This window comes from Cytobacillus oceanisediminis 2691 (assembly GCF_000294775.2).
Taxonomy (GTDB): Bacteria; Bacillota; Bacilli; order Bacillales; family Cytobacillaceae; genus Cytobacillus; species Cytobacillus pseudoceanisediminis.
Window position 1 is genome coordinate 49,252 of sequence record NZ_CP015507.1, and the last position, 13,608, is coordinate 62,859.

The 13,608-nt window shown below is 34.7% G+C and carries 13 protein-coding genes and 2 pseudogenes; 8 read left to right on the forward strand and 7 right to left on the reverse strand.

What is annotated here, in order from left to right; translation table 11 throughout:
- The first annotated feature begins 3 nt into the window (after positions 1-3).
- The 4 genes and pseudogenes from A361_RS27410 to A361_RS27420 all read left to right on the forward strand — a co-directional run bounded on the left by A361_RS27410 (position 4) and on the right by A361_RS27420 (position 3,923).
- Entirely contained in the window at positions 4-1,074 is a 1,071-nt protein-coding gene (locus A361_RS27410) for a flavin-containing monooxygenase (RefSeq protein WP_051005546.1), read from the forward strand.
- A 365-nt stretch (positions 1,075-1,439) separates the two neighbouring features.
- Positions 1,440-1,625 (forward strand): annotated as a pseudogene (locus A361_RS29635) (YdhK family protein); the annotation flags it as partial.
- A 327-nt stretch (positions 1,626-1,952) separates the two neighbouring features.
- Positions 1,953-3,125 (forward strand): D-alanyl-D-alanine carboxypeptidase family protein, encoded by a 1,173-nt coding sequence (locus A361_RS27415; protein ID WP_082919479.1) that lies wholly within the window; start codon positions 1,953-1,955, stop codon positions 3,123-3,125.
- 159 nt (positions 3,126-3,284) lie between these two features.
- Positions 3,285-3,923, forward strand: coding sequence for a TetR/AcrR family transcriptional regulator (locus tag A361_RS27420; protein WP_019380994.1), 639 nt, complete (start codon positions 3,285-3,287; stop codon positions 3,921-3,923).
- Positions 3,924-4,156: 233 nt separating this feature from the next.
- Here A361_RS27420 and A361_RS27425 read toward each other — a convergent pair whose 3' ends face one another.
- Both A361_RS27425 and A361_RS27430 read right to left on the reverse strand, forming a co-directional pair.
- Positions 4,157-4,477, reverse strand: coding sequence for an AbrB/MazE/SpoVT family DNA-binding domain-containing protein (locus A361_RS27425; protein WP_019380993.1), 321 nt, complete (start codon positions 4,475-4,477; stop codon positions 4,157-4,159).
- A 31-nt stretch (positions 4,478-4,508) separates the two neighbouring features.
- Complete coding sequence (locus tag A361_RS27430; protein WP_019380992.1) at positions 4,509-5,183, reverse strand: response regulator transcription factor; 675 nt, start codon at positions 5,181-5,183, stop codon at positions 4,509-4,511.
- Between the two features lie 284 nt (positions 5,184-5,467).
- Here A361_RS27430 and lgt point away from each other — a divergent pair.
- A pseudogene (lgt, locus tag A361_RS27435) lies at positions 5,468-6,283 on the forward strand (prolipoprotein diacylglyceryl transferase).
- A gap of 301 nt (positions 6,284-6,584) precedes the next feature.
- Complete coding sequence (locus A361_RS27440) at positions 6,585-7,205, forward strand: C39 family peptidase (RefSeq protein WP_311316058.1); 621 nt, start codon at positions 6,585-6,587, stop codon at positions 7,203-7,205.
- A 220-nt stretch (positions 7,206-7,425) separates the two neighbouring features.
- On the opposite strand, the gene A361_RS29185 is transcribed toward A361_RS27440, so the two are convergent.
- The 5 genes from A361_RS29185 to A361_RS27460 form a co-directional block, all read right to left on the reverse strand.
- Complete coding sequence (locus A361_RS29185; protein WP_019380988.1) at positions 7,426-7,596, reverse strand: DUF2759 domain-containing protein; 171 nt, start codon at positions 7,594-7,596, stop codon at positions 7,426-7,428.
- Positions 7,597-8,141: 545 nt separating this feature from the next.
- The gene (locus A361_RS27445) at positions 8,142-8,819 is read right to left on the reverse strand and encodes a response regulator transcription factor (protein ID WP_019380987.1); all 678 of its coding nucleotides are present in this window, start codon (positions 8,817-8,819) and stop codon (positions 8,142-8,144) included.
- The gene (locus A361_RS27450; RefSeq protein ID WP_019380986.1) at positions 8,797-10,191 is read right to left on the reverse strand and encodes a sensor histidine kinase; all 1,395 of its coding nucleotides are present in this window, start codon (positions 10,189-10,191) and stop codon (positions 8,797-8,799) included. Before A361_RS27450 ends, A361_RS27445 begins: the two co-directional genes overlap by 23 nt.
- Before the next feature lie 227 nt (positions 10,192-10,418).
- A complete protein-coding gene (locus A361_RS27455; protein ID WP_019380985.1) occupies positions 10,419-11,351 on the reverse strand; it encodes a cation diffusion facilitator family transporter in 933 nt (310 codons plus the stop codon).
- A 16-nt stretch (positions 11,352-11,367) separates the two neighbouring features.
- Entirely contained in the window at positions 11,368-11,673 is a 306-nt protein-coding gene (locus tag A361_RS27460; protein ID WP_019380984.1) for an ArsR/SmtB family transcription factor, read from the reverse strand.
- Positions 11,674-12,486: 813 nt separating this feature from the next.
- On the opposite strand from A361_RS27460, the gene A361_RS27465 reads away from it, so the two are divergent.
- Positions 12,487-13,224: a ZIP family metal transporter gene (locus A361_RS27465; protein WP_019380983.1), complete on the forward strand. Its 738-nt coding sequence runs from the start codon at positions 12,487-12,489 to the stop codon at positions 13,222-13,224.
- Between the two features lie 140 nt (positions 13,225-13,364).
- Positions 13,365-13,607, forward strand: a complete 243-nt coding sequence (locus A361_RS27470; protein WP_019380982.1) for a FeoA family protein — start codon at positions 13,365-13,367, stop codon at positions 13,605-13,607.
- The last annotated feature ends 1 nt before the right edge of the window (position 13,608 follow it).

Consider the following 13,608-nt stretch of genomic DNA (forward strand, 5'->3'; position numbering starts at 1 on the left):
TTCATGGGAAGCTCATTTTTATTAGGAGGGATATTCTTGTTATACGATGTTTTGGTTATTGGCGCAGGACAAGCCGGGCTTTCGATAGGCTATTACCTTAAAAAGAATAATGTATCTTTTCTTCTCCTGGACCAGGGGGACGAAATAGGCGAGAGCTGGAGAAAAAGATATGATTCTCTAAAGCTGTTTACACCGCGTTATTTCAGTTCTCTTCCAGGATTATCTTTAAGCGCGGATCCGAATGGATATTCAAAAAAAGATGAGATCAGTGACTATTTGTCGCAGTATGCAAAGGCGTTTTCGCTCCCAGTAAAGCTCCAAACAGTGATTACAAAACTGGATAAAGAAGGGGATCTTTTTGTTGTGTCCACCAGCCAGGGTGTATACCGAAGCAAACAGGTGGTAGTTGCCACAGGACCTTTCCAGCAGCCAAATATACCCGAATTCTCTAAACGCCTTTCGGATGAAGTTTTTCAGCTGCATTCTTCAGAATATAAAAATCCTAATCAGCTCCTGAGCGGTACCACAGTAGTTGTTGGCGGAGGGAATTCTGGAGCACAAATTGCGGTAGAATTGGCGGATCATAACGAAGTATATCTGTCGGTTGGGCACAAACCTAATTTCCTGCCTCAGGACTTTTTGGGCAAAAGCATCTTTTGGTGGTTTGATAAATTAGGATTATTAAAGGCAAATATAGACAGCAAAATTGGTCAGTTGATAATGAATAAGCCTGATACAATTTTTGGTTTCGAACTTAAAGGACTGCTCATGGACGGAAAAGTACAGCAAAAGCCGAAAGCTATATCTGCTAATGATAATGAGATCATGTTTGAGGACCAAAGCATTGTGAAAGTGAGAAATCTAATTTGGTCCACTGGTTTTCGATCGGATTATAGCTGGATAAAGATTCCCGTAATCTTTAATGAGAAGGGGTTGCCGATTCATGAAAGAGGAGTTACAGAAATTCAAGGCTTATACTTCTTAGGACTCCCATGGCAATATAGAAGGGGTTCAGCACTGCTTCAAGGGGTCGGGGCAGATGCTGAATATTTAGCAAAACAGATGCGACTATAGATGCGTTTCATTCAAGTATGCGCTCTGACCACAGCGAAAATAAAGCAAATTAATGGATGAAACTTCAATTAGTCAGATGATACATTGCACAATGTTGCTGTGCATCTTAAAATACTGATTATTAGGCTACATCAGGTCTTCAAGAGATTTACCTATCAAGGGGCAAAGGTGAAAATTTTGAATTACAATTCCGGAAGTGGTCAGTGAATATTACTGGGATACTGAAAGAAATATTCAAAACTAGCACTTTGGAGTAAAGCTAACTGCCAAGCAACTTTTTATAAGAGCGAATTATATGGACTAACAGGAGGAGCCTAAAGCACATTTTGTTTATTTACTTAAAAGGGTAAGCTAAGTTAGAAGGAGCCCGAGAAGAGCCGCTTGAACCTTGAACAGAAGTTACTGTATCTACGGAACATATGAAGTGAATGGACGGAGTAACAGCTAAAATTGACTCTGCTGAACAAACAACTGTATATATGGTTGATTTCACTCCAACTACCGGCGGAGATGAAGTGAAAAATCATAAATGGGTAACAGAAAGCGAGTAATCACCAGATAATACCATTTTCGTTTGGATAGTCAGTCAATTCCTTAACAAGGGGAATTGGCTTTTTTTATAGTGAGAATGTTTTAATACTTAAATCAAACGTTTTCAGAAGATAATTCCAGACAATACATGTAAAATCCAGAAACTAGGATACATTATTTACTAAACATTATCTTTCTAGAGATTTATTTAAAACTAGTTCTATGAGCCGGAAACTAGCTTCTCCATATTTTCTTCATATTTTTTTATTATAATTCAATGGTGGTAATAAGAGAATAATTCTCTGTATCTCTTAACAGCGATCGACCTCAGGAGGAATTCCGTGAAAATGTTACTAATATATGTTTCTATTTTGGTTTTTTTGAATAGCCCTTCTATAATAGTTCAAGCAGAAGAAGAACCAGCGATCTCAAGCGAAGCAGCTATTTTAATTGACTCAAAAACAGGTGAGGTTTTATTTGAAAAAAACTCAAATAAAAGGATGTATCCTGCAAGTCTAACAAAAATAGCAACGGCAATATACGCGATAGAAAAAGGAAATTTAAACGATATCGTTACAGTTGGGAAAAATGCAAGAGTAACTGAAGGTACACGGGTTTATTTGGAAGAAGGTGAAACAGTCAATTTGCAAAAACTTATTCAAGGAATGCTAATTAATTCCGGTAATGATGCAGGCGTTGCCATAGCTGAGCACTTAAGTGGATCAAATGAACGATTTTCAAAAGAATTAAATATGTATTTAGCTGATTTGGGGCTAAAGGAAACTAACTTTAAAAATCCACATGGCCTTTACGATCCTGAACATGTTACTACGGCAGAAGATTTAGCGTTTTTAACCCGTTATGCAATGGAAAATAGTATATTTAGAGAAATTTTTGGAACCAAAGAGCTAAAGTGGAAAGGTGTATCCTGGGATACAACTTTATATACGCATCATAAACTGATGAGGGAATTCCCATATGAGGGTGTTATAGGTGGGAAAACAGGATACGTTGATCAGTCTGGACATACTTTGGTAACTGCTGCCCAAAGAAAGGATCTGAGCTTGATTGCAGTCACCCTTAAGGCACCATCACAAGAAATTGCTTATAATGACACAATGAAATTACTTGATTTCGGATTTAATAACTTTAAAACATCAAGTCTATCTAAAGGAATTGATTTTCAAATTAACAATATTGTTTATAATGCAACAACTAAACTCTATATTACTCAGTCCACTCAAAGTAATGTTCTAAGTACTTTAAAGGATGATGGGAAAATTGAAATTTTATACCCGAGTGCAAAGCTGCTTTCTGATATCCAATTAGGATATGCTATTAAAAAGAATAAAGAAGTAAAGAAAATAGTGAAGCAATCGACGAATCAAAAAGATGAGAAGTTGGCAAAAGGAAGTTATATATTTGGCACCATATTAATTACTTTATTAGTCTCCGTTATTGTATTAGGAAATAGAACCTGTAACAAAATAGCAAAAACAACCATTGAAGAACAGTTATGACACCTTCAAAGTTATAGATAGAAGAACAACTATTAGGATATAAGGTGAGATGAGGAGTACTTATTATGAAGGGACAGATCTTGCACTAGGCAATCAATTTTTTTAAATAGAAATGATAAGTGTTGAAATAAAATTAATTAATATAATGGAGGGCTATTTTTGAGTTTAAAATGGGATAGCGAGTTAGACGAACTAAGGATACGACGCCGCACAGAGATATTAGATGAAGCAAGGGAATTATTTTTGGAAAAAGGTTTGCCAAGAGTGACGATGAGAGATATCTCAAAAGAGGTAGGGGTATCTACGGTTACCTTATATAAATATTATAAGTCTGTTGATGAAATTGCTGCTGAAGTTAAACAACAAATTTTTATTGAAATGAAGGAATTTTTCAAAGAGATATCAACTGATAGTACTGCATATGAACAAATCATAAATTGGCTTAAACAATGGGACTCTTATCTAAAAGAAAAAGACGATCATATCCGATTTCAAGCAGAATTTGATCTTTATTATCAATCACATAAATTAGAAATTGAGCAAGCTTATTATCTTGAATTAATTAAAATAAATGGGGAATCAATTCCTTTGGTGTTTGAACAAGGACAAAATGAAGGAAGCATAAGAACTGATTTTACAGCCAATGACCTAACGGCATGGACATTTAATAATCTACTGGGAATGGTTCACCGACTTGCGGCAAGAGGGCCTTTATTAGAAAATGATTCACCGCTATCAACAGAGAAAATGATGGAAATGACAATTGATTCAGTTGCAAGCTTTATAAAAAGGAGTTAATCAATGCTATAACAGCGTTGATTAACTCCTTTTTATTATTATCTTGTAGAGGAAAAAAGATTGTCTTAAGGTTCCTGTACGAAATTTAAAACCCCTGATTCCCTTCGTTTAAAGGACAAGAGGGAGGCAAATCAGGAAAATTCCATTCTTCTGCTTATTTTTTTAAGGATTTTGGAATTATTGTAGAAGCTTCCACCTCAGTTTTTAATATCTTAACATAGGCTATGGTTCCTTTATATTTCGAGATGTAGGCTGTTGGCCTGGTCTTCAATTAACTTCATTATTTTTATAAATCCCTTTTCTGGGTATGCCTGCAATAATAATAGTGTATTTGTATCGATTTTTAACATTTTTCTTAATTCCATTGGAATAGATAATTTTCCATTCCTGAAAATGCATTTATTTAAATGGGCATTTTCATGATGATTGCTTACAACCAACTGGTTAGCTTCCTCATAAATAAAGACGAACTCTCCATCCTTCATGCCCAACATTCTATATAGAGCGGCAGGAAGTAAAATTTGACCGTTTTTTGTTAACTTTTTTACATACAAAGGCATTTCATCCTTTCCCTTAATCTCTATATTAATTTGTTTCCCATTTATAGCCGACTCCCCAAATGGTCTTTAGATGGCGATCAACTGGGAAACCAGATTGTCTTAACTTCTCTCGTATGTTCCTAATGTGAGAATCAATCGTTCTACTTTCTGTTTTCCATTCCTGACTCCAGATGGTCTGTAAAAGGGCTTCACGAGAAAAAACATTATTGATGTTACTTAACAAATGCCCTACAAGTGCAAATTCCTTAGGAGTCATAGATATGGTGTTTCCGTTAAAAGAAAGATTGAAAGATGTTTCATCCCATTTTAACCCTTGAAAAAAAAGTGAATCACTGATTACTAGGGAAGACCTTCTTAACAATGCCTCTATTCGGACTAAAAGTTCGTTTTTGTTAAAAGGCTTAGTTAGATAATCATCGGCACCCTGTTTAAATCCATCTACTATATCTTCTTTCTCACTTTTTTTAGATAGTATAATGATTGGAACATTAGAAACCCTTCGAATTTTTTCACAAGTAGACGAACCATGCATATCAGGCATAACAACCTCTAATATGACGAGAGATACACTCTTCTGTGAAAGAAATGAAATTGCATCACTAGCTGAACGGAACTGTATGCATCGATAGAATGGCGAAAGAAGGGAAGACAATAAGTTCTGTGTTTTTTGATCATTATCAATCACCATAATTTTTTTCATTTTAGCTTTCCTCTTTTCATTAGTAATCTACGTTTACCTTACTAAAAAAATATGAAGAAATTTTGCATTTTAGAAGACTTCCAAAAAACACTAGAAATTATTTTAATTGAATTCAAGCTAAAATTAGATTAAATAGATCCAATTAAAAAATTAATCTCATTAATCCACAAATTGGTTATTTATGCTTTCTGTATTAATATTTTCATTAAAGTTATCTTCTTGCACACTTTCTTGATATTATTCCCTTAAAATATTTTTGATATAAAAACATTAAAGAGGTGAATATATTGGGGGAAATTGAATCGATTGATAGAATTGCCTTTGAGTTAGGCCCAATAACGATTTATTGGTATGGTATCATTATCGGAAGTGGTCTGTTATTAGGATGGATTCTTGCTGCAAGAGAATCGAAAAAAGTTGGAATGGAAAAAGAACTACTCTCAGACCTATAGCTGTGGGCAATTCCCATTTCAATTATTTGTGCAAGATTGTACTACGTAATTTTCAAATGGGAATACTATATTAAAAATCCAGGAGATATTTTAGCGATATGGGAAGGTGGTATTGCTATTCATGGAGGATTATTAGGAGCAGTGATAACTGCCGTTATTTTTTCTAGAAAAAAGGGTATTTCTTTTTGGAGACTTGCAGACATTGCTGCACCAAGCATAATATTAGGCCAGGCAATTGGACGGTGGGGGAATTTCATAAACCAAGAAGCGCATGGGGGAGAAGTGTCCCGCTCATTCCTCGAAAGCCTCTTACTCCCAGGCTTAATCATTAATCAAATGTATATAGAAGGAGCATACTATAATCCGACTTTTCTATATGAATCATTATGGAATATTCTTGGCTTTGTTCTTTTGGTTTTTCTCAGACGTTTATCCATAAAACGTGGTGAAGTTTTTCTATCTTATATTATTTGGTATTCAGTTGGGAGGTACTTTGTTGAAGGATTGAGAACAGATAGTTTAATGCTCACAGAATCAGTTAGAATAGCTCAAGCTATGTCCTTAACTTTGATTGCAGCAGCCGTTTTAGTCATTGTCCTTAGAAGACGCTTAGAAAAAGCTGTTCATAGATATGCTGATAGGGATTAATGAATTTTTAATAAAGGCCACCTGCTTTAAGCATAATTCTGCGGAGATAATAAGTATTTTCGGAAAGAACCACTCTCTAAATAGGAATTTAAAGAAATGTAAGTTCTGTTTACATTAAACTTTGTAATGGGGAATATAACATGAATTTATTCTTCACTTTTTAGTTTTCACATTAATAAGCCTATCAGTTCTTCTCTTATTAGGAAGAGAAGAGCTTACGCAGCTTGGTAATATTCAAGTTTTAGATAATATTGAACAAACATCTCGTGCATCTGTAGATTCGGAAGAATATAACAAAAAGGTGGTAAAGATTAAGGACCGAGTCCTTTTGGATGCACCTATTATTAAACAATTTCCTGAACTGCCAAGAGGTTGTGAGGTTACTAGTCTGGCAATGCTTCTGCAGTATAAAGGAATTAAAACAAATAAAATTACACTTGCCAATAATATAAAAAAGAATTCTGTTCCGCTAAAAAAAGAAAGCGGGAAGATATTTTGGGGAGATCCAAATGAGGGATTCGTTGGTGATATGTATTCCTATAAAAATCCCGGCTATGGAGTTTATCATAAACCGATAAGAGAACTAGCCGAAAAATATATACCAGGTCAAATAATAGATTTAACAGGTAGGGATTTTGTGGAACTTCAGGCTTATCTTTCGCTTGGTATTCCAATTTGGATTATAACCAATACTACCTATAATGAATTGCCTGATTCTGCATTTGTAAAGTGGTTTACACCTAATGGGGAGATAAAAATAACTTATAAAGAACATTCTGTTCTTATTACAGGCTACGATGAAAAGGCAATTTATTTTAATGACCCAATTGACGGCATGAAAAATAAGCTAATTTCAAAGGGGGAATTTCTTGCTGCCTGGAAGCAAATGGGGAGTCAAGCGGTGACATATCTGCCAGATTAGTGTTTAAGAAGATTAGTAGTTGATTTAAATAATGATTATTAGAAACATTATTGACGTGGTGGTTAATAAGATAAGTCAAGAAGGGGCTAGCTATTGATTTTGCCCTTTTCTTGACTTTACCTATAGAAAAAGGTTGATGGTAATTTTCAGTGTATGTATTATAATATCCTAAAAGTTTTCTTGAAATATGGGTTTGTTACCTTAAAATCCAACAAGTCGATTACATAGCTGGATACCCAGAGTTAATAAAAGTCATGATTGAGAACCAACCAAAGACAAGAAAACTTCCAGCACCAAAAAGGACTCCAAGAAGATTTTTATTTTTTATCGCAGTGATAGTCCCAAAACCTGATAACAATGCTACTAAACCAAATATAATTACTATACCCAAGGGACAACCTCCTATCTATTATGGTATATATCGCTGTCTAGAATAATTTCCTACTTCCTTGTCACATTTCAAACAAATACTCCATGGAATTTCCTGATATGTTCTAGTGAAATTGCATTCTTGTACCTTAAAAACTTGTCACCCTATATATAGCATGTCCATCAAAATACAGCATAATCCTCAAATTGCAACTTTTAGACGAATTCCATAATTATAAATATGTCCACACTCTGACTCGAACAAGTTTTATTTGGAGAAGTTCAGAAATGTAACCAGGATAACGATATATTAAATGAAGTTAGACGCTTAAGGTTCGAACCTATTATAATTAAAAAGTATGCAGAAAGTATGGATAATAAATTATTAAATTAAATAGCTCAAAATTTCCAGAAAGTGAAGCTGAACATATAAGATTGAGTCTTTAAATTGGTCATAGTGTAATATCTTGTTGATATTCAAGCATAATCATATACTTATTATTACGATCCGATTACTTTCAATTCGAAGAAAATGTATTTAAATGAACTATACACCTAATTGACTTGTTATTTTTTTTCAGTCCATTTATAGCCAACACCCCAAACAGTTTGCAAATGATCATCTGCGGGAAACCCTACTTTTCTGAGCTTGTCCCGTAGGTTCCTAACATGAGAGTCGATAGTTCGGTCTTCAATTGAAACTCGATCTCCCCACACGGACACAATAAAATGATCTCTGGAGAAAACTTTGTTTCGATTTCCTAAAAACAATCCCATCATTGCAAACTCTTTTGGCGTCAGCAAAATCTCTTTATCTTCAAATAAGAGTTCATAAGAATTTGGCTTTAGTACAAGGCCTTTAAAAGAAAGGATTCCTTCCTCTGATTGTGTTCTTCTTAAAACTGCCTCAATCCTTGCTAGGAGTTCTTCCTCATCAAATGGCTTTAAAATATAATCATCAGCTCCTATTTTTAACCCCTTTACAATATCTGGCTTCTCACTTCTAGCAGTAAGCATGATTATTGGAATATCCCTGAATTTCTTAATTTCCTTGCATGCTGTCCACCCATCCATTTCAGGCATCATAACATCTAACAATATAAGGTCTACAGGATGGGACTCTAAATAAAGGATTGCATCTATGGCTGATCGCTTTTTGACACAATTATAACCAAGCGGCATTAAATATAGGGCTAATAAATCAAGCATCCTAGTTTCATCATCAACTAATAGTATCGTTTTCAATTTTACCTGCTCCTTTAAAGATTAATTCAAACTCAGTTCCTTTGCCTTCTTCACTTTTAACAGAGATCTTACCACCATGAGCAAGAACCAGTTCTTTTACAATGGCCAATCCTAGACCTGTTCCACCTAATGATCTTGTACGGGATTTATCTACACGGTAAAAGCGATTTAGAATGTAAGGAAGGTCTTCTTCTGGAATGCCTTTACCGTTATCTTGAATCTGAATGTAAATATCCTTTTTCTTTCTGCTAACAGAAAGAAGTGTTTTTGCTCCAGAAGGAGAATATTTTATGGCATTATCTAATAAGTTAAAAATGATTTGCTCAAGTCTGGATGGATCCGCCATAATAAATAACTCTTCCGGACAAACTACTTCAAGTTCCATCTCTTTTTCTTGGAAAGCGGGAGTGAACTTTTGATTTATTTTCATCATAAAGTCAGTTAAGTCTATTGCTTTTTTTTGTATTATAAATGAATTTTTGTCCATTTTCGCTAGGTCGAAAAGGTCCTTAATTAAATCAGAAAGGCGATTCGCCTCCTCATGAATTATATTTAAATATCTGTCACGGTCTTCAATAGAAAGGTTTCGGCTAAGGACAATATCAGCGTACCCTTTTATATAAGTTAAAGGGGTCCTTAACTCATGAGAAATGCTGGCTAAAAAATCGTTTCTCTCTTGTTTTAAGTATTTTAGGTCATTGGCAAGCCTTGATATGGAATGAGCTAGGTCACCAAGTTCGTCATTGCCGTTTTTTGGGAGAGACACGGAGAAATCCCCCCTGCTTATTTGAAAGGTAGCCTCCTTCATTTTTATAAGAGGTTTAGCAAGACCTTTGGAAAGAAAGACAATAATAATCAGAGTCAAACATACAGCAATTATTCCTGCCAATAAAAAGTTCCCATTCAGCCGTTTTATCAAAGCGTGAAGTGATTCTGTATCCTGAAACATATAAACGCGACCTTCTGTCCTGCCATCGATCTCTATTGGGCTTACGGTTGAAATAAAGGACCCATTTTTCCAATTATCCTCTAAAATTTCACCTTTTCTTGGAATATTAAACCCCGAACTATAAATATACCTCTCAAAACTCTCGCTATTAGCTGATGATCCAAGTATTTTACCGTTTACATCCGTGATTACCACGTCAGTATTTGCTTCAGATTCCATAAGAGTTACATGTGAGATAGTATCTGCGTCAAAGTGTTTTTCTAGGATTGCTCTATGAGAATTTCCTCTCGCTTGTAAAGAAAGCAGTTCTTCTTCTATTCTCGAGTCGACGAGAGCCGAATGTAAGAAGAAAAACATCAAAATAACAAGGCCAAATATAATTAAAAAGAAAATTACTCCTAGCTTTATTGATAGCTTGTTCATGTAATCACCTGTTTCATGCTAATAGTTAAATTATATCCCTGAAATTTGAAGATTTTATGCAGAATTAAATTGCAGCTAGAAAAATTATAGCCACTTAAAAGGTTATAAACGAAGAAATATTTTTTAAATAATTCAATTAACTATTACCTGAATTCTTTATTTCCCCAAACACACTATAAAAAGCCAAGAAGAAAGGCTCTTGGCTTAGAAGTTGTATTTTTAACTGTCTATATTTTCAACTCATTATGAGCAATAGAAGAAGTTTCTACCTGTATTGTAGTGTGTTCAATTTGAAAGGTTTCATTTATTTTGCTAATTGCTTGTTGGAGTATTTCCTGGCTGTCTCTGTTATCATCGATAAGGATATGGCAGCTAAGTGAATCAAGTCCGGAAGTAATGGTCCATATGTGGAGATCATGAATATTAATGACTCCATCAATTTCAGTTAAAGCCTCTCTCACTTTCTCTTGATCAATAGTGATTGGTGTTCCTTCCATTAAAATATGAACAGAATGTTTTATAATTCCCCAGGCACTTTTCAATATTAATAAAGCAACCAAAACAGAGATAATAGGATCTGCTACATACCAGTCAAACAATAGCATTAATATTCCTGCAATAATTGCACCAATAGAACCTAGAGCGTCTCCCAGAACATGCAAATAGGCACTTCTTAAATTAACATTATTTTTCACATCTCCTTTCCGCATTAAGGACCAGGCACTAATCAAATTAGCGATTAGGCCTATAGAAGCAATCAGCATCATTGATCCACTTGCAACAGTTGGTGGTTCAAAGAATCTGCCATAAGCTTCCCGGACGATAAAGCCAGCTATTACAAAAAGAGTAACTCCATTAAACAATGCAGCTAAGATCTCGAATCTGTAGAATCCATATGTCTTGCGAGGGGATGGGGGCCTAGAAGCAAACCAGATAGCAATTAAACTCAAAAACAGTGAACTTGCATCACTCAACATATGGCCTGAATCTGAGAGTAGAGCTAAACTATTGGTAATCAGTCCTCCGAAAAATTCTAAAATCATAATGCCCGTTGTAATAATCAGAGCAATGATTAATCCTTTTTTATTTCCTTCTCGTGATTCTTCAAATTGGTTATGTCCGTGTGAGTGACCATGTCCGTGGTCGTGGTGATGTCCCATTAATAATCCTCCTATTCTAACATTTAATATGGGTTATAACTTGATTTAACACCGTGATGACATGCTCATCATCATATGTATAAAAGAGCGTAGTTCCTTCGCGTCTGTATTTAACAAGCCTTAGCTTTCTAAGTAAACTAAGCTGGTGGGAGACTGCAGATTGAGTCATTTCCAAGACTTCGGTTATATGGCTTACCGAGCACTCTTCTTGTGATAATAAGTATAGAATTTTAATTCGTGTGGGATCTCCTAGTGCCTTAAAAATCCTAGAGGCTTCATCCACTGTCTGAGTTGATAAAAACGTATGTTCCTGTTGCTTCATTTATATTTCCACCTTTTAATTATTTTGTTCTTATTCTTATATAATAATACAAACTTTTAACCCCATTTCCATATTATAACAAAAGGGGACCGCTACCAGGGGAGGCCAACAAATATGCTACCTCTAAAGAGGATCATCGTATATGTATAAGATTTTTCAATAAAGTGTAATCTTTCCTTTTAAAAAATGGACGAAAATCTGTAGCACAGTTTATATTGATGACACTAAAAGAAGATTGATCAATTAATAGTGACTTTTTAATCAATTGCTGATGCTGTGGTACCAACAATCAATGCAATTCATCTTAAGAAATCCTATATTGTGAAGGGTGGATTTAAAAACCTGGTCGAAGTCACCTCGCAAATGATGGAATCCTCATATTGTTAAATGCACCTGTTGTGAAATCTATACTTTTGCTTGGAAAGAGCAGTGATTTGTTCTAAAAATTTTCTTTTTCTTTATTTACCTTGTTCACTCGAGAGTTAAACTGAATTGACAACTGAAAACCTTAGTATCTTATTTTATTAAGAAACCCTTAGGGATGCCACCTAATTACTAAACCAGGTTAAGAAGGCGAAAGAAGATTTTAATAAAGAAGACTATAAGAGTAAATCTAAGAAAACTGCATCATAAATCATAAAAAACCCGAATTTGTCACAAGTATATGAATAAATACTCATATAAATCCTATACAAAAAAGAAAATACTGTCAATGAAAATCTCTGATACTTATTCCATTTTCTATATTTTTAATGAATTCTTATTTAAATACTCTATGAATATACTTGTACAAACATACATGGGGGTTCTTTAATGAACAGTGATTTAGCGGTAATTGTAAATGTTTTCTTAATTATTTTCTTTGGAACTCTGATTGGAGGAGGGCTTACGTGGCTAATCTGTCATACACTAAAGCTGAATAGCCATTACATTAATATATTTTGCAGCGGGATACTAATCGGTTTGATTGGATTTGAACTCCTTCCAGAAACACTTAAACATTTAGATTTTATCGGAGTTTTTGCTGGAATTTCATTAGGTGTATTTTCTATGATTGCAATGGAAGGATTAATCCATAAAACCAAAAATCGTTTCAAACGTGACTCGGGAATGTTCCTCCTACTCTTTACGGCATTATTTCTCCACAGCATTCCTACAGGGTTAGCATTTGGTATGAATGTCCAGCAACAGGTTGTCAATCCGTCAATATTATTAGCAGCAGTTTTTCTTCATCATATTCCTGAGGGAGTTATTCTAATGGGGACCCTCATATATACAGAAATGAACTTATTTATTTTTGGGGTTTTTTGCTTTATCCTATCGCTTGCGGTCAGTTTGAATGCTTTAGGGGGACTGGAGTGGCAATCGCCATCTGAGAAGTTTACTACTATTTTAAACGGAACCGCCATAGGTACATTAAGTTATGTAACAATCTATGAGGTACTTTGGAAACATTCCTTCCACCTGTCGAAAATTAAAGTGCTATCCATAACCTTATTAGGAGCACTTCTTATAATCTTATTTTTTATTTTGGTACCCATAGGACATTAAATAGATCAGCCCAATCAAAACTGTCATGGAGATGGCAGTTTTTTTTATTTTTCAAAATAAATTTGACAACATGAAAATATATTCATATTATAATACTAAAAGTTGCGTTAGGGAAAAAAACAAGCAGGGGGGAAAAAAATATGGGGTTGTCTAAAAAACTCTCTTTATTTGAAGGAGAAAAAGGGGACATTATCAGAATAACTGATTTAAACATAGAAGGAATAATGAGGAGACGTCTACTCGATTTAGGATTTGTTCCGGGGGCAAATGTCGAAGTGCTAAGAAAAAGCCCATTGGGGGACCCTGTTGCTTTTCGGGTAAGCAACACTTCTATAGCCTTAAGGAAAGAGGAAAGTCACAAAATTTTAGGGGAGTTGGTTTAGC